Source organism: Streptomyces sp. NPDC060184, from assembly GCF_042728795.1.
GTDB lineage: Bacteria > Actinomycetota > Actinomycetes > Streptomycetales > Streptomycetaceae > Streptomyces.
This window is the reverse complement of the sequence record NZ_JBHWYX010000008.1, coordinates 106,026-128,182: the sequence shown is the minus strand read 5'-3', so window position 1 is coordinate 128,182 and position 22,157 is coordinate 106,026. Positions and strand designations below refer to the sequence as shown.

At 75.1% G+C, this 22,157-nt stretch carries 1 protein-coding gene (only partly in view); it reads left to right on the top strand.

Going from position 1 to position 22,157, the window contains the following annotated elements; all coding sequences use genetic code 11:
• Positions 1 to 22,157, top strand: partial view of a hypothetical protein gene (locus ACFWEE_RS07925; protein WP_386887386.1) — the 3' portion only. It extends 11,551 nt beyond the left edge of the window; the window shows 22,157 of its 33,708 coding nt (coding positions 11,552-33,708); its start codon lies off the left edge, out of view; its stop codon occupies positions 22,155 to 22,157.

The window sequence follows — 22,157 nt, the reverse complement described above, 5'->3', positions numbered from 1 at the left end:
ACGCGGAGATCGACGTCGCCGCCCTGTACGCCGACCGGGAACTGCGCGCCCGTCTGCAGACCCACGCCGACCAGACGGACCTCCTGCTACGGGCACCGGACCTGCTGGCGGCCGTGACCCGCGACCACGGTCTGCTGGACGTGCTGGGACGCGACGCGCGGCTGATCGACGTGCTCTCCGACGCGCCGGACTTCGCCGACCGTCTCGGCGCCGACCCACGCCTGGTGACCGCCGCGGTGGACAACCCCGCTGTCGCCGGCCTCCTCTCCCGCGACCCCGCCCATTTCGACGCCGTACCCGCACACGCCCTGCTGGACGCGGTGCGGCAGGCGGCACCCATGACGTCGACCGAGCGGGGCGGCCCCACCACCCGGATTCCGAGGACGTCGACCGGGGACACGGTCTCGCTGGCGGACCTCCGGGCCGCGCTGCCCGCCCTGGACGCCGCCCTGACGGTGGAACCCCTCCTCGCCCTGGAGCTGCGGGCCGACGCCGACCTCCGGCGGACGCTGCTGCTCCACCCGGACCTGCTGGCCGACCCCCACGAGTACCGCCGCCTGCTGGGGCCCGACGCCGAAACCCTGCGCCCCCTCGTGCGGGAGAACTCGCCGCTGCTCGCCCCGTACGTCCTCAGGGCCGCCCTGCGCCACCCGGTCCTGCGGTTCTGGCTCGGCCACTCCCCGAGCCTGCTGGAGGCCGGTCCCGGCGACCCGCGGATCGCGTTCACCGACGCCGCCGGGGCCGACCCGCTCGTGGGACGGATGGCCTGGGCCAACCCCGCCATGAGCCTGCTCCTCGACCACCGGTCCCCGGGCTCACCCCACTTCGGCAACCTGCGCGCGTACGGGGAGCTGGGGCCCACCGACGAGCGGATCTTCACCCACTACGGGCTCGAAGGCTTCCCCGACCTGCTGTACGTCGAGGACCGGCAGCGGCTGCTCGACGTACTGTTCCGCAGCGACGCGCTGCTCCGCCTCGCCCGGTACGACCGGCGGGTGCTGGACGCCGTCGACACCGAGGCGGTGGCGGGCCTGCACGCCCGTCCGCGGGTCCTGACCGAGCTGGCGTCCCGGCCCAACTTCCAGCTTCCCGCCGCTCATTGGCGTGCGCTCTTCCACTCGCCCGGACTGCTGCGCGGACTCGACGGCGACAGCGGCCTGCTGAGCCTGCTGGCCTCGGCGCCCGAGGTCTTCCGCGAGGCCGTCGCACGCCCCGCACTCGTCGACGCGCTCGACACCGAGGCCTTCCGGACCGGGGTCGCGGCCGTCATGGAGGCCCGCAGGGCGGAGAACGCCAAGAAGAGCAAGAAGAAGACGAAGGCGTGGACGACCGCCCTGGCGAACCTCGTCACGGCACACGGCGGCGACGCCGTGCTGTCGCCCGAGGGCGTCCGCCTGCACGCCGACGACGCGCACTGGGCCGGGCTGTGGCACCTGGCACCGGAAGCGGCCCGTGCGGAACTCCGGCGCATCACCGAGGGATCCGGCAGCGAGGAGCGGCCGGCCGCTCTCCTGGCCGTCGACGACCTCGTCCGCGGCAACGGGACGCTGCTCGCCGCCGCCCGCGCCAGCCGCGCCGCCGGAGCCATGCTCTTCCAGGACCCGGAGCTGGCCGAGATGCTGGTGGCGCGGCCCAGACTCCTCGCGACCCTCCACGACCCCAACGCCTCGGTCCTCGTCCTCCTCCGCGACAACCCGTCGCTGACGGCTGCGCTGCGGACGAACGACTCCCTCTACGCGTACACGCTGCTGCGCGGCACCGTCAGCCGGCTCGCCGGTGATCCGGACCTCGTCCGGCGACTCGTCTCTGTACCCGACCTGGTCCGCTTCATGCTCCAGCGCCCGCGCGAACACGCCATCGCGACCAGCGACCCCCACCTCAGACGGCTGATGGAGGAGCGGAACGACGTGGCGCGGGTCCTCGCCGACGACGGCCGCGTCGCCGAACTGCTGCTGTCGACCCCTTCCCTCGCCGCCGAGCTGGCCGCCTTCCACACGGGCAGGGACGAGGACACCGCGGTCGTACGGGCCGTGCTGAGCGGCCTCCCGGCGGCCCGGTCCATCGCGGCGACACCGGCGTACGCACAGGTACTGCGCCGTTTCCCTGCCGTCAGCGGGGCCGTCGCCGCCCACCCCGAGGCGTTCAGCGGCGCGGCGCACTTCCGGCGCTTCCTGTCGGACGACGAGCTCCTGCGCGCGCTCCAGCGCCACCCGGACCACACCGGGCGGGTTCTCGCCTCCGCCGCACTGCTGGAGACGGCGCTGCAGGCCCCCGCCGTCGTGGACGCGCTCGCCGCCGACCCGGAACTGGCACGCCTGCTGGAGCGCGGCCCGCAGCGCGACTCCCTCCATGAACTACTGCGCACTCAACCTGAATTGGCGCACACTCTGGCGGTCGCCGAGGGCGGCCTCGGGCACGCCCTGGTCACCGCGCTCGGTGCCGTGCGCGGCCTGACCGACGCGATGGCCGCCGACCCGAGGATCGGGCACGACCTGCGGGACGCCCCCTGGCTCGCCGGCGCCCTGCTGCGCGGCCACGGCCTGGTGGAACACGCCGCGGAGGAAAGCCCGTTGTGGCGCGCGGCCCGTGCGTCCCGGCCGCTCGCCGACGCCCTCGCCCCGCGCCTGGTGCGCCGGCTCGCCCCCCGCGAGACGCTGCTCCGCCGGTTCGCCGAGCACCCCTCCGCGCTGGCCGGCACCGCCCCCCAGGAACTGCGGCGGCTGCTCACCGACACCGAACTCACCCGCTTCCTGGACGACACCCCGCGGTTCGCCGACCGGTTCTTCACCGCCGCGGCCCTGCGCGACCGCGCGCTCCAGTCGCAGGGAACCGGCGGAGAACTGCGCCGACTGGCACGCGACGGAGCGGAGTTCGACCGGCTCTCCGAGGACCCGACCGGGCAGCGCCTGCTCGCCGCGCTGCCCCGGGCCGCCGCCCCCGCCGCCGACACCGCCGCGGCACGGCCCCAGGAGACCGCGCACCCGGGAGTGGGAACGGCGGCGCGGCGCGGCCGGAAGAACGGCAGAGGAACGGTGAGAGCGGCCGTCACCGTGCGCGCCCCGGGGACCGACCAGCCGTCGGTATGGGCGCAGGCGCTCACCTCGGTGCCCGAAGCCGCCGGCCTGCTCCTCGCGCCCCGCGGCGCCGCCATCGCCGCCGAACTCGGCCGCAACCCGGAACTGCTCCCCCTGATGCTGAGCGCTCCCGCCGTCCTGGAAGACCTGACGCTGAACCCCGCCGACTGGCAGGACCACGTCTTCGCCCCCTACCTCGCCTCCGGCGAAGCCGCGCTGACCGCCTTCGACACCGACTTCTCCGCCTGGCTGGACCGGCTGGGCGCGGTGGTGGAGGGAGACTTCCACCAGCGGATCCGGGACCTGGCGCAGGGTGCCTGGGACCGGGAAGCCGCCTCCCGCGCGGCCAGGGCAGCACGGGAGGCCGAACGCGTCGCCGAACGGCTGGCGGCATTCCGGCCGCACCGCCCCGAAACCTGGGACCAGAGCGCGGGACGGCTCCTGCACACCCGGCAGGCCCGCGCGCAGACGCTGACCCCCGCCCAACTGGCCCTCCTCACCGAGGTCGCCGAGGGGCGAAGGAGCCCGCGGGAGGCACAGAACCGGCAACGCCCCGTCGCCGTCCATCAGGCCCTCCACATCCACCTGGACGGCGGCAGCGGCGGCGCCTCGTTCGCGTACGTCCTCGCCGAGGACGGACACGTCGACACCCTGGTGTACGCCATCAGCCGGTCCCGGCAGAACAACGACTACACGTGGGACGGCTACGGCGGCCACTACACGGCCGGCCCGATGGACATCGGTGCGATACGGAACGAGCCCGCACTGCGCGCCTCGGTGGAACGGGTGGAACGGGCGACGGCGCACGCGGCCGGGAACCGCGACGACCGGCCGAAGGCCACCGGCAAGAAGGAGAAGGGCAAGGGCCGGGAGAACGAGCCCGCCGCCGCGACCCGGCCGGCCACCGAGACGTACCCGCGCGCGGTCGACCCCGACCTGACGCGGCTGGCGGAGGCGCTTTCGGCGTACCACGCGGCCCTCGCCGACCAGGCCGCCGCACCGCAGGCGCGGGAGAAGAAGGCCCCGGCCCGCGAGACGGCCCTGGCCGCGGCCCGGCAGCGCCTGCGCGCGCTGGGCCTGGACCCCGAACCGCCAATCGGCCTCGACGACGAAGTCCTCCCGGAGCAAGGCGGCACCGGGAGATTCGAGGCGGACGGGGCGAGAGGGCTGGGGGCGCGGCTCGGCATCACCACCCGTGCCGCGGAGGCGCTGCTCACCACGGCGGGCGGACACCTGCACGCCCCCGTGCTGATCGGCACGGACACGGAGACGGAACGCGCGCGCCGGGCCCACCACCAGCACCTCGTCGACGTCGCCGAAGTCCTGCACACCCGGGGCGCCGAAGCCGCCAGGGCCCGGGCCCTGGAGCTGGGCGGGCCACGGACGCGTGGCGCCCTGCCCGGAGCCGGGGCCCAGCAGAGCAGACCGGCCGACACGGAGATGCAACTCCTGGGACCCCAGGCCGGACCGAGCGGTCAGGTCGGACCGAGCGGTCTGGACGGGCCGAGCGGTCAGGCAGGGCCGAGCGGTCAGGCCGGGCCGAGTGGTCAAGTCGTCCCCGCCATCCGTCCCGTGACGGACCTGGAGGCGGAGGAGCTGGAGCAGCGCGTTCTGGAGCCGCGTCCGCAACGGTCCGGCCGGCTCATGGCGAGCCTGGACCGCGTCCTCGCCGGCCGGGAACAGGGCCCCGACGCGGTGCAGGACGCCCCATGGGTCCCGGTGGTGCGCAGGGCCGAGGACGGGGAGCAGACCGCCCCCGAGCCCCCGCCGGAGACCGAAGCCGCGCCGCTGACTGAGGCCGAGCCGCAGACTGAGGCCGAGCCCGAGCCCGAGCCCGAGCCCGAGACCGCCCCCGCGCCGGAGACGCTCGCGTCGGCGCCCCCCGTGCCGGCGCCCCCCGTCCCGGACACGGTCGAAGCGGCCACGGCTCGGGTGACGGACGTCGCTGCACCCGCGACCGGGGCGGCCGGTGACGCGGTGGACGCTCCCGCCCCGGTCAGCGACTCGGTGCGGGCGTACGGTGCGGAGTTCGACGGCGCGCAGGGCACGGTGAGCCTAGGCCGGGTGCCCGAGGGCACGGTCGACTGGCTGCGGGACCGGCTGAGCAGGCAGCTGGAGGGGAGCCTCGGGGAGGACGCCGGCCTGCGCGACCAGATCCGCGTCCGGCTGACCCCCTCCTACCTCGTCAACGAGTGGTCCGAGGTGCGCGGTGAGAGCGGACTGGTTCTGCACCTGCGCCACCGGGGGACCGTACGGACCGTCCGGGTACGGCTGCGCCTCGGCGACCCCAGGCCGGCACCCGAACTGCTCGACGGGCTGGCCGAAGGGGTGCCGAACCGGGTCCAGCGCTGGGGCGCCGGGTACTCGGACACGGGGAACACCGCCGGCACGGCGGACCTGCGCACGTTCCAGTTCGCGGGCAGCCATGTCTGGCAGCCCTCGACGGGCGTGCTGAGCCAGATCGTGATTCAGCCCCAAGTGAGCCTCGTACACAACCAGTTGTCGACCCAGGTGAGCGTCGTCAGTGCCGCGCAGGCCCTGTCGTTGGTCACCGTCTCGGGCGGGGCTGTCCCGTACGCGTACCGCATGCGGTGGCAGCTGAGGGTGGACGACGGCGCGGCTCCGGCGGACTGGACCACGGATCAGGAGGGCCCGGCCGGGGAACGGATGGCCGTCTGGTTCCCCGAGCACCTCACCCGCACCGACCCGCCCGGGGCGACCGACAGCGCGGTCCCGGACACCGGGGCGGACTCCACCGGCCAAGCGGCCCCGGCGCGGGCGGCGGCCGAGCGGGAACACGCCCCGCTCCGGACGGCGGTGCACGAGGTGCCGCTGTACGGGGTGGAGACGGTGCTGAACCCGGAACGCGTCCAGCACGCCGCGGAGCAGGCGTTCGCGGACCATCTGGGCGCGATGTCGGGAGCCTCCCGCGAGGACCTGCGACGCTTCTTCGGCTCCCGCAGCCTGCGGGACGCCCTGCCGAGGATGCTGAACGGCTGGCACGCCTCACCCTTGCTGCTGGCGGCCGACGGCTCCGCACTGGGCTTCGTCCGGGTGCGCGCCGCCCTCGCCGACGACGGCCGCCAGTCGGGCCCGACCGCACCCGCCGCCGACCTGCAGCACCAGGTGGTGCGTACCGTCCGGGTCGTCGGGCAGTCGACCGTCACCAACGCCGTGGGCGCGGACCTCCGCCTCACGGTCGGCCTCTCCGCCCCGCGGAGCGACGCGGTGACCGCCCCCATCGGCGGCGCCCTGATGGTGAACGCGGGTGCCCGCCAGCAGGTGTCGTACGTCCTGGGCTCCGGCGGCGACCTCACCAGATCGCTGACCCTCCAGTCGGGCGGCCCGATGTTCCAGGTCGAGGGCCGGGTCACCTTCGAGATGCAGCTGGTCCTGCCCAAGGGCGGTGTCGCCCTGCCGGCCGCGACGAGCCCCCTGCACGCGGACGCCGACGGTGAGGGCCGCACGGCCTACCCGGTGGTGTTCCGCGTGCCGTCCCGGGCCGTGCTGGAGGGCGTGGTGGAGCCCGAACCGCGCATGCTGCCGCCCGAGATGGTCCGGCTGCGTTCCCTCGGGATCTCGACCACGACCCTCCGCGTGGACGGCGCCGAGCCCCTGTACGACATGGCCGCGCGATGGCTGCGCGAACACGGCTTCCTGCCCTCCGGCACGAGCGGCCGGTGGACCGGCGCGGCCACCCGCGCCCGGTGGCTGGCCAACGCCCGCGCCCTGGACCACGCCCGCTCGGCCCAGACCCTGCGGGGCGCCGCCGACGAGCTGGTCGAGAGCGGCCACACGATCTGGCTGGAAGTTCCCGGCACCGGGGACGTGCAGCGGGTCCAGGTGCGGCTCACCGCCGAACGGACCGACGACGCGCCGGTCGCCGCCACCCGGTCGCTGCCCGGTCTGCAGACCAACAACTGGTCCGGCTACAACCGCCCCGGCCAGGAAGGGCGCAAGGTCACTCCGATGGGCTGGTCCCTGACCGGCATGGGGGAGGTGAGCAACCCTCTGGAGTTCCACGGACAGTTGCCGTTGCAGGGAGTGCGGCCGGAATACACCGCCAGCGGCTCGACCGCCACGGCCACCGCCACCACGTCGCTGGTCGGCCAGGAGAAGTACCTGTCCACCGCGGCCGGCGACGGGCTGCAACTCTTCGAGATCCCGGTGAGGTTGCGGCTCGACCTGCACTGGAGCCACGGCCCGGCGCCGCGCCCGCTCGTCTCCGAGGGCACCCTCGCCGTGGCCGTCCCCACGTACCGGACCGTCAGCGCGCCCGCGCGGGCCGCGTCCCCGGCGGTCGTGGAGGAGCCGGTCGCGGGGGAGGTGCCGGTCGTACGGGAAGCCGTCGCCGCCGGCCTCTCGATCCGTTCGGACGAAGCCGCGTACGGGTCGGAGGATTCCGGGTCCGAGCATTCCGGATCGGAGGAATCCGGGTCCGAGGATTCCGCGTCGGAGGCGTCCGACACGGAGTCGGTCGACTCGGTGCTGACCGACGAGCCGCACATCGCCGTCCGCGTCACGGAGGACGAACTGACGCGACTGGCGGGCGACGACGCGCCCGAGGTGCTGCGACGGCTGCCGGAGTCGGCCTTCGTGGACCGGGTGCTGGGCGGCGACACCTTGGTCCGGGTCGTGAGCCGGCTGCTGGGCGCGCCCCGCAGGGCGACGGGGGAGGAGGACCTTTTCGACCTCACCGCGCTTTACGAGGAGGAGGACGAGGAGGCGACGGCGGAAGGGGACGCCGTGGCGACGGCAGGACCTCACGCCGAGCGGACCGCCGAGCCCGCGCCGGAGACCGCCGTCGCACCCGGGGCCGAGGCGGTCTCCGACTCCGTGCGCGCAACCCCTGCCGCGCCCGCGCCCGCGGTCAGGACCCCCGCCGAGATCTGGGCCTCCGCCGACGCCGTGGGCCCGCTGGGGTGGGCCCGGCGCATGGCCGACGGGGCCTGGCGGTGGACGACGCGGACGACGGTGGGCGGCTCGCTCAGCGACCAGGACAGCATGGCCCAGCAGGTCCTGCGGTCCGCCCTCTCCTTCCACCAGCTGACCGCCAACGCCCTGACCGTCTTCGGCGACGGACTGGTCCTGGAAGGTGCGGGCAGTTTCGGACTGGTCACGGGCACGGACGTCTCGGTGGAGATCACCGGGTACCTGAGCGGTGTGCGCCGGCTGGAGGCCCCCGGCCCCCTGAGCATGGAGAGCTGGCTGTACGCGTCGGACACGGTCACCTCCACCCGCTCGGTGGGCGGCGGAGGACAGACCGGAGTGACCGTCAGTGGCGCCTACGACCCCGGAGTCTCCCTCTTCCCGAGCGGGCGGTACGTCGGCACCTCGTCCACCACCGTCGCCGCGACCCACTCGGACAATGCCTCGGACGCCCGGGTCACCGCGCACGGCGGCACCCGGATGCAGCGGTTCACCGCCGATGCCACCTACCGCGTGACGGTCGGTCAGGGCAGGCGCAACGTCGTCTCGGGGACGCTGGTGGCCGGTCCCCACGCGGTGCGCACCGTGGGCTTCCTGGTGCCGGACGCGGTGGAGTTCCTGCTCCCCGAGAGCGACCTGGCCAAGCACCCCGAGCTGGCGGCCCTCGCCGGGATCACCCCGCCCGCCCCGGACCGTACGCTGATGCTGCCCCAGTGGTACCGGGACACCGGCCAGCTCGGTCAGGGCGCCGTCATCGGCGTCGCTCCGGAGGGCCCGCGCGGACGGTTCCGGCAGAGCCTCCTCGACGCCATCGAGAAGGCCGCCCCCGGGGCGACCCGGCCCGGGGACGCCGGATACCTGCCCGGTCTCGCTTCCTGGGTCAGCGACCACTCCTCCTCGGTGGGGCTGCGCGTCGCGATCGGGGCGGGCCCCCGGGGCACCGGCTCGACGCACTTCGTGCACCGGGGCCGGCTGGGGCTCGCCCCGCGCCTGGTGACGGTGGAGGTGAACGCCCGCCCGAGACCGGGAACCGACCTCGACCAGATCCGGGGCAGCGGCGTCGACGACAGCGCACAGCTGACCCACAGCGCCGCCCACGGCGGCGGACGGAACGCCGGCCTGGCCGAGCCGGGCGTCCAGTCGCAGAGCGTCTCGTACAGCAGGGCCCGGCAACTGGAGGCCCGGCCGGTGCTGCAGCACGGGGGTCAGCGCCTCCAGACCACCTTCACCGGGGCCCTCGAAAGCGCGGTCGGCGCTTCCGCCACGTCCCAGCGCGAGACCAGGGCCTGGCAGCGCTCCGGCGAACTGGCCGAGTTCCAGGTGCCGTACCGGTACCGGGTCACCGTGCGCAGCAGTCCGATGTCCGGAGAGTCCAACGGGGTGGTCGCGGGTCTGGTCGCCTCGACCCTGGGCGGATTCGGGACGCGCGAACACCACGCCACGGCCGACGCCACGGCGACGCTGTGGTTCGACCGGGACGACCTGCCGGCCGGGACGGACCGGGCGGAGCCCTTCGTACGGCCCGCCGTCTTCGAGCGGGACCCCGCCGACCGGACCGCCCCGCCACCCGGCGCCGTCCTCATCGGCCTGGACGGGCTGACCCCCGCCGTGCGCGACGCCCTGGACGGCCGGGACTGGGTGCCCGACCGGCCGTTCGCGCTCTACTCCTTCGACGCCGGTGCCGAGCTGGCGCGGGCCCTGCGCGAGGTGGACCCCGCGCTCGCCGGTCCCGACCGCATGCACACCTCGTTCTCGGACGAGAGCCTGATGATCCGGCTCTCCCGGCTGGTGCGCCCGGGGGACGGCGACGCGGGCAGAACGCTCGACTCCGTCGCGGTGGGCCGCCTCATGGGCCGTACCGGGGCCCACCCCACCACCTCCGTACGGCTGCGGCTGCTGCCCCAGCGGATCCTCGCCACCGGCGACACCGCCCTGGACGACGTCCGTACGTCCGGCGACGCGTACACGGCGACCGCCGGGACCACGGTGACCCCGTCGGTCACCTCCCTGTACACGGCCAGGGTGACCTCCGACGACACCGGCCGGGTCGTCGTCTCCGCGCCGTTCACGCAGAACGCGGGGGCGCAGGGACAGTCGGGCGGCGGCAACAACTACCGGCGCGACTACCTGAAGTACGGGCTGCCCGCGCGTGCGGGCAAGCCCGGACCCACGACCGGCCACCTGATCCGGGCGCTGGCCGTCCTGCACGTCACCGGCCCGAAGGAGGACCGCTGGGTGCTCGGCACCATGGTCCTGCGTGCCATGGACACCCCGCCCCTGCCGACGGTTCCGGCGGCGACGGAGACCGCGGCGACCGGGACCGCGGCTGAGGGGACCACGGCGGCGGAGTCTCCGGCGGAGGGGGGCACGGCCTCCGGCAGCGCCGCCGTTCCCGCGCCCGCCGGGCGGGGCAAGGCGGCGGTGCGGAGCGGCGGCCACCCGCAGGGCGTACAGGACGGCGATCCGGACGCCGCCGAACCGGCCGCGGCCGAACTGGACACCGGGGACGTACGACAGCTGGCCGAGCGCCTCGGCGTGTCCGACGACACGGTGCGGACGTTGGCCGGCTCCGCATGGCGCCTCCTGGCCGCACCCCTGGAGATCGGCCGGGAACCGGAGGTGCAGGCGCGGCTGGAGGCACGGCGGGCCGCCGTGGTGCGGATCGCCGAGACCCTGCACGCCCAGGGCCCCGAGGCCGCCCGTGACCTCGCCGACCGACTGGCCGCCGACAACCCCGGACTGCGCGCCCCGGGAGTGAAGGTTCGGGGCGGCGCGAGGAGCGGGCCGACGACCGGAACCACCGGCCAGGACGGCGCCGGAGGCAGCGGGAGTACGAGCGGCCCCCAGCAGTCCGCGGCCCTGCCCCCCGCGGCCGTGCACCCCGCACCGCCGGTCGCCCAGCCGCTCGACACGGTGTGGCGTCCGCCGTCGCCCGAACCGGAATCGCCCCTCGGCACCGTCGTCCGGGAGCCGCGCCCGCCCCGCCCGCTGCCCGACCTCGCCGGCGTGTTCACCGGCGACGACGCCAGGACCGGCGACGACGCCAGGACCGGCGACGGCGCCCGGACCGACGTCGCGGGACCGGTGGTGCCCGAGGTCGGCCCGGTGTTCGCGCCGCCGGAGTACACGGGACGCCAAGGCGCCGGCCGGGAGCGCTACTCCTTCGCCGACGACCGGCTGCGGAACGCCGTCCGCGACGGGGTGCTGGGACTCCTGCCGCGTGGAGAGCGAGCGGCTGCCGAGCCGCTGCTCGACGCCCACTTCGCCGCCACCGACCCCGGTGCCGTCCTGCGCGAGGCGGTCGCCGGCGGGCACACCGCGGTACTGCGGCCGGCCGGCGCCCCGCTCGCCGTCACCGTGCGGCTGCGGCTCGCGGACTGGACCCAGCTCACCGGGCCGGGCGGCGAGCCCGTCGGCGACGCCGGGACCCACGCGCCGCGGGACGACGGACCGCGGCCGACCACCCGGCAGACCAGGGCGTGGGGGGAGAGCAGTTCGGCGGACCGGACCGTCGACCACGCGTTGAACGTCCCGCTGCCCCAGCCGGTCACTCAGGCGCTCTCCTCCCTGTCCTCGCTGTCGGGGATCGTCTCCGGGACGCAGGCGGTCTTCGGCGGCTACTCGAAGAAGACCGCCTACAGCGCCTCGACCGCGCGGAGCGCCACGCGTACCGTCCGGCCGGCGTCCGACCCCGGGACGGTGCGCTTCCTCCACGACGTGGAAGTGGCCCTGGAGGTCCGGCGCCCCGGGCAGGACGATCCGCAGCGCGCCCGCACGGTCGTCGAGCGGGCCCTCGTCGGTACCCATCCACGCGCGACCGTACGCGCCCTGCCCCGGGCCGCCGGCACGGACCACGCCACCTCGGCGCTCTGGACCGAGCTGTCCGGCGAGCCCCGGACGAGCACCGCCGACCTCTCCCGGGCCGCCGTCCCCGATCGGGCGGACGCCCTCTCCGGCACGTCCGGCCCCACCACCGTCGGTCCGGCGTCGCGCCTCCCCGCGCTGTCCTGGGTGGACTCGGTCACCGGGGCCGGGGCGTACCGGACGGCGGTGCTCGCCGCGGCCGGCCCGTCCCTGGCCGATCCGTTCGCGCCCTCCTTCGAGGCGTTGAACGCCTTCGCCGGAGTCCACACCCTGCTGTCCGGGCTGCTCGACGCCACCGCCGGAGGTCTCCACTCGGCGAGGCTGGAATCCGCCGACGGACGGTCCGACGCGGTCCGGGCCGACGCCACCTTCCACAACCCCCGGGCCGTGGCGGACAGCACGGAGCCTGCCCGGATCGACGTCGAGGACGTCCACTCCGCCGCGGCGGGCGCGACCTCCGTCCAGGGCGACGCCGCCAGCGCCGGGACCGGCTTCCTGCTTCCCCTGGTGAGGAGCGCGCTGGGCGTCCCGGCCCTGGTGCCCCTGCCCAAGGCCACGTACAAGCGTTCGGTGCAGTACACCCGGCGGGGGCAGCAGGCCGACAGCGTCGAGGCACGCCGGCTCCGGTACACCGACGAGCCCACCACCCTCGTCGAGTACGACGTGCGCGTGGCGACCGGGTCGCTGAGCGGGCGCCCCGGCACGCACGCCTGGATCACCGCGCGGGTGCGGATGCCGGCCGCCGACGCGGAACGCCTCGGGGACCTCGCCCCGGCCGCCGGAGCCCACCTCCCGGCACAGCCCGCGGACCCGGAGACCGCCGCCCGTACCGCTCCCGGCCGGGTGCTGACGCTGCCGCCCTCCGCCGACGGATGGCTGCCGCCCACCAGCCACGTCACCGAGATCGACCCGCACGGCGCCGGGGAGGCGCTGACCCGCGCGCTCGACCTCGTACGCAGCCGTTTCCCCGACTACCTGGCGCCCCGCGCCCCCTGGCAGGACGCATCGGCCTCCCGGGATCCGCAGGCCGCCGCGGCCACCGGCCGCCGTCCGCTCCACGTGGCGCAGCCGCACCACGTCGCCAACCACCTCGCCCTGGCCGAGGCGTTGAGCCCCGCCGCGCTGGCCGGGCGGGCGCACCCGCTGACCGGGCCCGGCCACACACTCCTCCTCACCAGCCCCGAACCGGGCCGCCCGGGCGCGGAACAGCACCTCCTGGTCACCGTCCGGGCGAGCCTGGAGCAGGCGGACTTCACCTACGCGCGGACCCGCCGGGGCCAGACCGAGGTCGCCCAGGGCACCTCCTTCGACCTGCTCACCTCCGCCCTGCGGAACTGGAAGGTCGCCGCGGGCCTCGGCATCAAGGTCGGTGGTACGTCGCAGGACTCCGCCGCCACGGAACCGAGCGGTCGCGTCACCCCCGGGGTGAGCTGGAGCGGATCGGTCGACGAGACCGGCGGATTCTCGGCGGCCGGCGCCTTCGGCGGGGGATCGGTGTGGCTCGCGGAATTCGACGGCCCGGTCGTCCTCCGCGTCTCCGCCACCCCGGTACCGGCCGCCGGAGAGACCACCGCCCCTGCGGAGGCCGCTCCGGTGACGGTCCGGGCGACTCTCGTCGTGCCCGAGGACCTGGCACTGGAACGGGACGGATCCGGCCGGCTGCGCCCCACCCTGGACTTCGCATCCCGGACGGACGGCAGCGGGGCGGTGGCGCGGGTGCCGCGCACCGCCGAACCCGCGCCGCCCCGCTCCTGGACACCGGCCGTGGGGGAGCGGCTGCCCCGGGACACCCTGCACCTGGTCCGCACCGACCACCTGTATCCGGAAGCGGCCACCCTCCTCAGGGAGATCGGTGTGCCGGCCCTGGAACCGGCGGACGAGGCCGCCCTGCGCGCCGCGCTGACGGGGCTGGCGCCCCGCGTCCAGGACCTCGGCGCGGCGCCCCGCCCGGTGTGGAGCCGCCCCGTCCCGGCGGGCACCTTCCGGATGGTGGGACGGGTGGAGGTCTCGGTCCGGGCCGCCACCGCCGGGCTGACCGCGATCGGGGAGAGCGCGCACGCCTTCCACTACGACCACTCCCTGGTCACCGCACAGGTCAGGGACGCCGAAACCAGTGACCGCATGGCCTGGGACGCGACCGCGGAGGGCTCCCTCGCCGCAAGCCGGCCGGCCGGCCCCGACCTGCCCGAGTCCGACGACGCCACCCGACTCGGCCTCGGCTACGGGCGCAGCGCCCCGGTCACCGGCGGACGCGCCGTCAGCGGGCGCGACGACCGGACGCACACCACCGTGGACGACCACGTGTGGGCCCAGGCGCCCACCGATTTCGTGGTCACCGTGCGCCGGTGGGAGGAATCGCGGGTGAGTTTCGGCGACTACGGCTCGCGCAGGTACGGCGAGCGCGAGGTCACCGGCCGCCCCGTGCGGGCTCCGGGCCTGGCGCTGCTGCCCTCCCGGGCCGCCCGCGCCCTCGGTCTGGTGGAGCGCCGCGAGGGACCGCCCGGCCGGGCCGCCGATCCCGCCGCTGCCACCGCCCCGGCGCCCGCCAATGTGCTGCGCGGCGACGGATTCGACCACGCCGTCCTGCTCGACACCCCCGATCTCGGCCCGTTCGTCCACCAGGTGATGCCACGCCTGCGCGCGCTGGGGCTGCTCTCCCGGGAGCACGCCGAGGCGGTGGAGACCGAGCTGTGGAAGGTGGCCGGACGGCAGGGCACCGCCGCCCTGCTGGAGACCATGCTCACGGGTCTGCCGATCCTGGTTCCCGAGCGCAACGCGTACAGCACCTCGATGGCGCGGCTCGTCCTCACCGCGGAACTGCTCGACCCCCGCGCGGTCGGCAGGGAGCCGGGTGAACACGTCCTGGAGAGCGTGCACGCCCGCGCGTGGGAGTACAGCCGCTCCGAGAGCACGGAGAGCAGCCGTCAGGGACGGGCCGCGCTCGCCGGAACCTCCGACCAGTACGACCTGCTCGCGTCCGGGGCGGTCGCCGACCGCCTCAGGCCGACCGTCACCCGGTCCGACAGCCTGCGCACCCGCACTTCGGACCAGCGGGACACCGCCGTGGTGACCGTCCTCCACCCGCACGTCACCGCCTTCGACGTGCGGCTCACCGCCGAACTGGAGGTGCACCGCGCGGTCGCCACCGCACCCACACCGCTCGGCGGGCTGACGCCCCTGATCGGACAGGGGGAGCGGCACGTGCTGGGAGCCCGGGTGTTCCCCGGCGCACTGCGGCTGGGCCACCCGGAACAGGTGACCCGGCACGACCCGGCACCGGTGCCCCGCCCCACCGCGGTGCACGAACCCGCGGACGTCGCGTGGCCGCGGCCGGAGCCGCTCCTTTCCGCGGAGGCGCTCGGGGAGGCGTTCGTCGGCACCGTCGCCGACCTGCCCGGCCTGCGGAGAGCGGCCGAGTCGCTGCTCACCGGCCGCGACCTGTGGACCAGCCCCTCGCGCGCCTCCCACTCCTGGCAGGGCGGCCTCTTCCTCGTGCGGTCCAAGATCGCGGCGGTCTTCAGCCCGCCCTACATGAACCAGTGGTTCCTCACCCTGGCTGCGGGAGGCACCCTCGACGAACCGGTGACGCTGCCGAGAACCGCCGGGACGGACCTGCCCGCCCGGCTGGAGATCCGTGCGGACGTCCGCGGGCTGCGGGTGGTGCCGTCGGGCCCGGACGGAGCACTCCCCGACACGGTCGCCAAGGACCCGAGGCGCTCCGTGCTGATCCGGGCCGGCCGCACCGGCACGCCCGCCGTGCGCCTCGGCGGTCCGCTGCGCGCCGACTCCACCGCGTCGGCGGTTCCCGCGCGGACCGACGCCGGGACCATCCGGCTCACCGGCCCGGACAGGCGGACCGGCCGGTCCTACGCGCGGGTGGAGGCCGACTCGGTCGCCTGGCACCTCGTCCTCCGGCCGGCCACGGGTGCCCCCCGCGCGGTGCGGGCGACCGTGACCGACCGGGCGGCCGTCTTCTACCTGCCCACCGGGAGCCTGCCCGAGCCGTCGGCCGGTACGGACGCCACCCCCGAGGCGAGGGCCGGCGACCCCGGTACGGCCCGTGGCGACCGCTTCCGGGACGCTCCGGTGGACTCCCCGGCGACGGACTCCCCGGCGACGGATGCTCCGGCAACGACGAAGGGCAAGGGCAAGGGCAGAGGCGACGCGACCTCCTCCGAACGGACCGACGCCGAGCGTGAACCCCTGTCGGAGGAACTGGCGACGCATCACATGATGAGCGCAGCACAGGAGTTCACCGACGCGTTGCTCGCCCTCGACCGTGCGCGAGAGGCGCTGGCGGTACTGGAGGAGCGGGAAGCGCACACCAGCGCGGGCAGGTCGGACCGGACCGTGCGGGAGATCGAGGCGGCGCGGCGGGCCGTGGCGGCGGCCGGACGGCGGGCCGTGGAGGCCGACCGCGTCATGGGCCTGGTGGAGAGCGTGGAACCGGCCACCTTCCCCACCCCCACCGAGGCGGAACTGCGCTCTCTGCCAAGGGCGTTGGGCGCCGGCCCGCTGGACCGTTTCCGCAGGTGGCTGGCCGAGTCCGCGCCCGCCCGCCAGGACGACACGGCGGGCGCGACGCCCCGTGCCGCCGCGCGGGAACCGGTCCCGGCCCGCCCCGAAGCCACCGGCGCGCACTTTCTGGAGCCCCTCCCGGAGTGGGCCGCCGCACCCGACGACGCGTCCGCGGCGGTGACGGGGAGCCGCCCGGCCGAGAACGAGCGGGCCGAGGACGCGCAGGCCGAGAACGAGCGGGCCGAGGACGCGCAGGCCCCCGACAGGCGGGCGGCGGACGCGCTGGCAGCGGTCGCCGTCGCCGAGGCACCGGCGCTGCCGGCCCCGCCCGCGCGCCTCACCGGGGGGATCCTCGGCGCCGGGGACGTGGTGCACAGCCTCGGTGCGGGGCCGCAGGACTTCACCCTCCGGATGGCGGACGCGCTCGCCGAGCCGCTGGGAACCGAGAACGCCGACCTCGCGCGGGACCAGATCGCCGAGCATCTGCAGACCGAGCACCTCGGGTCCTGGCTGTACGGACTCAGCAACGGCGAGACGCGGAACCTGACCATCGACACCCCCGGATGGCAGGGCCGTATCCCGCTGCGCGCGACACTGCTCAACGCCCGGACGACGGGCACCGTCGCCAAGTTCGAGTTCGAGCCCGGTGTCGAGTCCGGGTCGGGCGCGGCCGTGGCGTACGACGCCAACCGCGGCTGGAACGCCGGTGTCGCGGCGCGCGGTACGTTCCCGTTCGTCCGCCTGGACCTCGGTGCCACGTACGCGCGCGAGAGCGGCCAGGGCATGATCCACCAGGACATGAGCCGGCTGACCGCCCGCGGCAAGACGGTCTCCAAGGCTCTGACGGTCGCGGTGGACGTGCGCTTCGAGCTGGACCTGTCGCATCTGGTCCGGGGCGACGGCACGGCCCCGGACCGACCGCCGGCCGACCGAGCGGTCACGCTCCCGGCCACGCTCTCCACGCCGTACGCGGACTCGCCCTCCGTCCCGCAGGCCGGCGCCGCCCGTTCGGTGCCGTCGTACATGACCCGGATGCGGGCGCCGGGCCCCTTCGACCTGCTCGTGGACTCGTATCCCGTGGACGCGCAGGGCGGTCGCCGCGGCGGCGGGCTGGGCGCGATCCTGCGGCAGGCCCTGCCGCAGGCACCCGGCCACGCGCCCCGCGACGCGGCCATCGAGGTGTTCGGGAGCGCGCGGGAGGCCGACGAGGTGCTGGCCGCCCTCGAACAGCTGGTGCCGTTCACCGCGTTGCACCAGCAGCTGCGGACCCTGATGTGGGCCGGTCCGCTGATCGTCGACCTGCCGGACGGTCTCGGAAGGGTCGAGCTGGAGGCCGAACTGGGCGCCGCGAGGTTCGCCCACCACACGGAGAACGGCACCGAGTTCAACGTCGGCACGAGCACCGGCCAGTCCGTCCTGAACAGTTCCGTGCATGCCCGGTCGGCCAACCTCGCCGGAACCCTGCAGGGCAACCAGCTGGGCGACACCACGTCCTGGATCCTCCCGGGGATGGCGGAGCCGTCCGGGTTCAAGGCCCTCGTGGGCGCCAGCCGTACGGCCGCGAAGGAGGCCAACACACTCCAGGAGCAGTCCTCCACCACCGGCGCCACCGTCAAGGCGAAGGTGCCGAGTTCCGTGTTCGACACCACTGTGGTGCTGACCGCGCGGTTCCGGAACGCCGACGGCCGGACCGCCGAGGGACGCGCGCCGATGGGCGCCAGATTCGTCGTGCGGACGTCGGACACCGAAGCGGCCGTGGACGGCTCCCAGACATGGACCTCCTCGTGGCTGGAGAGCGGAACGGCACCGGACGAGCCCCGGAACTTCGTCCTGCCGACCTACCAGGTCGGTGAGGTCGTGCACCGTCCGGAACTCGAACTCTCCGACGACTCCGTGGTCCTCGCGCTGCTCGCCGGCGGCGGCGTCACCGTCCCGGAGCTGGCCCCGCTCCCGGACGCCTCCTCACCGCAGGCACAGGCGGCGGCGCCGCCGGGGGGAAACCTCGTCCGGGCCCGGTTGCAGGCTCTGGGCTCGGTGGTGGACGAGAGCTGGAGCCGCCACGAGGCGGCGATCCAGAACGCCTTCAGCTCCGAGCGGCTGGCGGCGAACCTCGCGTCGATGAGCCGGGGCGTGCTGCGGGGGCCTTCCTTCGACAGCGGCGCGGCCCACGGCAGGGCGCGCATCGTCTCGTCGGCGCGCGTGCGGAGCCTGGCCTACCTGAAGCTGGTCCCGGGCTCCGAGCTGAACGTGGTCAACGAGACCGGTTCCTCCTCCGCGGTCCGCAGCGGCTTCTCCACCCTCAACCAGGGCCAGGGTGCCGCGGGCGCGTCCTTCGGTTTCACGGCCGGCACGTCGTGGCAGCCGACGGCGGGCTGGGGACGGGGGAAGCGCGAGCGCGAATTCTTCCGTACGGCGCAGTCGGCCAAGGAGCTCGCCAACAGCAAGTTCAAGGAGGAGATGGCGCTCTACGCGGGCGAAGCGGTCTTCCGCTTCGGAGTGATCGGTGGCCAGGGGCGGCAGACGCGCGGCACGGCCACGAACGAGGGCGACGATGTCGTCGTGCCGTTCTTCGTGGCGATCCCGACCCGGCTGACCCGGCCCCACACGGTGGAGCGGGCCGGAGCACAGATCTTCCGCGCGCAGGTCGCCGCGCTCGCCGCGCCCGCCCGGATGGCCGCGCCCGCCCCGCCCGCCGGGGTGGCCGTGGCGGCCTCGGAGGGAGTTCCCGCGCGGGTTCCCGTCCCTGCGACGGAGCCCGCGCGGCAACCCGCGTCCGCGACGGACCCGGGACCCCCGCCGTCCGTGCGTGACCACTCCGTGCTGCCCGAGGACACGCAGATCCTCTCCCTGGGACGGAAGGGACAGAACATCACCACGACGGTGTTCCGCTCGCTCCGCGCCCAGTTGGGGGAGAGGGAGCTTGCCGAGGAGGAGGCGGCGTACGAGGTGCTGCTCAGCCCCGGCTTCCTGCGGCCCCGGCTCGTCTCCCTCTCCTCCGCCTCGGCACGCAATCTGCGCACGCCCGAGCCCGCGGACCCGCTTCCCGTGCATACCGCCACCGGCCGCCACTCACGGGTCGTGTTCACGAGCGTCGGGGCCCGGGATTTCGCCTTCGAGCGGACCGTGAAGTCGTTCGAGGCGGAGACAGGCACGGAGGAGAGCGCCGTCACCGGCCACGCCGAAGACACGATGCGGCGCACCACGCGCGTCCTCGACAGCGTGGTGACCGCGCCGTACACCACGGTCCAGAACACCGTCACCGCCAACCGGGACACCAGCCGCAGTACGGTCACGGACGCGGGCACCACCCTCGGGAGGAAGACCAAGGCCACGGAGTCCTACGGGGTGTTCAACGGCACCGTGCGCCTGCGGGGGCGCGTCGAGTACCGACGCGGTGACACCTGGGTGGCCCCGGCCGGCGTACGGCCGTTCACGGTGGACGTGCCCGTCCGCGCCGCCTTCCCCACCGCCCACCTGGTGAGGCCCACCGGGAGCCCGGCACCGGACACCGGAGGGGGAACCCGGAGGCCGTCGCGGAGCACGCTGTTCAGCCGCCGGCTCCGGGAGAGCGACGTCACCGGCCGGGTCCAGGTGCTGTTGCCCGAAGACGCCTCCGGCGGCCCGCTGGGCGGACTGGAGGCCCACGGCGTCGCGCTCTTCGGCCGCGCGCAGTGGGCCAGGAGCAGTGAGGTGCTGGCGCACAAGGTGCAGGCCACCGACCTGACCGCCGCCGCCCGGGGCGCCTTCGACGGCCAGCCGGTCATCATCACCTTCCCCGGCGGCCACGCGGAAGTGACGCTGATGCTGCGCGGGTCGACGGTGCCGGAACACGACCGCCAGGTCGACACCGTCGAGTTCAACATCGGCAACACGCGCGAGCACAACGAGGACAGCGTCGACGGCGACAACACGCAGTCCCGCGCCACCTCCACCTCCCAGCGCATGAGCGTGACCGGCAGGGCCGAGGCGGTGCCCGGCGTCGCCCCGCTCGGCACCCTCGCCTACCAGCGGACCAGGGGCCAGGAGAACGCGGAGTCCCGGCTGACCAACGTCGGCGCCGGGGGCGGTACCAAGAGCAAGACCAAGGGCTCCGTCTTCCGCGACGAGGTCGACCTCCTCCTCACGGTGCACCGCGACTTCGCCGGCTCCCAGGCCCGGTTCGCCGCGATGAAGCTGTTCGTCGCGGACACCTGGCGGTCCCGCGCCCTGCGGAAGAGGGTCGAGCGCCGGCAGGAACTGCTCGACGCCCTGACGACGGCCGCCACGGAGGAGCAGCAGGCGGTACCCGACCGTACGGAGGACGGCCGCACGACCAATGCCCGTACGGAGGATGCCCGTACGGAACCCGGCCGCACTGCCGCCGACGTGGTCACGGACGCCGCCGGGCCGGTCACGGACACCACCGGTTCGGCCACGTCCCCGTCGGCCGCCGTGCCGAAGCCCCCGGCCCCGTCGGCCGCCGTGCCGAAGCCCGCGCTGACCGACGCCGAGAAGTGGGCGATCCAGCGGGCCGGCCACTTCAAGGCGACGCTTCCGGGCCGGATGACCCACACCTCTCCCACCCGTACGACCGAACTCGTCGAATCCGCAGGGGCTCCCGCATCCGGGCAGGGGACGGAGCAGAACCCCCCGCCCCGGTGGATCAAGGCCCCGGCGCTCCGGGGGACCACGGTCCAGATGCGCTCACTGTCGTCCATCGAGAGTGTCCGTCGCCTGGTCGCCGGCCGGGGCGCGGAGCTCTACGACTCCTGGAACTCGCGCCACGGTGCCTCCTCCCGGACCCACGGCCAGTACGTGGTGGACAGGCTCAGCCGGCCCGCGCTGATGGCCTGGCTCAGCGACCGGCTGACGAACCCGGAGCGCACGGACGCGTTCGTCGTCTCCGTGGGGGGCGTGCCCGGCGGGGGCATCACCGTCCGCGTCGACACCCACTTCAAGGACGCGCTCACCTGCACCGGACTCGACAAGGAGGCGGAGACCGTCACCACGTCGGTCACGGGCAACCGCATCGATCTCTCGGGGAGCGCGTCCTCGGCGCACGCGGGCATGGCCGAGTTCGGTGCCGAGTTCGGATACCGGCCCGCTCTCGCGCGGGTGTCCGCCCGCGCCGGAGGAGGGTTTCGTACGCGCGGCACCGACCGCAGCAGGGAAGTCGGCCGCACCATCCTCAACAGCAAGACCCCGGTGCCCCACGCACTCTACGAGGGCCACGCCCTCCTGCAGTTCACCTTCCTGAGCGGCAACGAACCTCTGGAGAGGAGCAGTTACGGGGCGATCCCCTTCGAGCTGGCCGTGCCGCGCGACGAGCTGAATGCTCTGCCGGCCATCGGGGAGGAGGACGAGACGCTCCTTCAGGAACCGCCGGCTGCCCCGGGCGGGCGAGACGGCCAGGAGCGACCCGGCCGGCCCGAACCGTCCCTGTCCCCGGCGCCCGAACCGTCCCCGGCGCCGGTTCCTGAGCCGGCCCCGCGTCACGCGCCGAATCCCGCTCCTGTTCCTGCTTCCGCTTCCGCTCCTGTTCCTGCTCCTGCTCCTGCTCCTGCTCCTGTTCCTGTTCCTGCTCCTGCGGGGGACCGGGGCCCGACGGCTCCCGGTGACGCGCAGCCCCCGCCGCGCCCGCCCGGAGCCCGGCCCCGCCGCTCGTCCCTCCCGACCAGCGGGACCCGGGATCGCGGCCATCTCCGCCCCCGGCCCTCGCTGAGCGGTCTCCACCGCTTCGGTCAGGGCGACAGGGACAAGGGGGCGGACGGGACCCCGGAAAAGGGGAAGTGA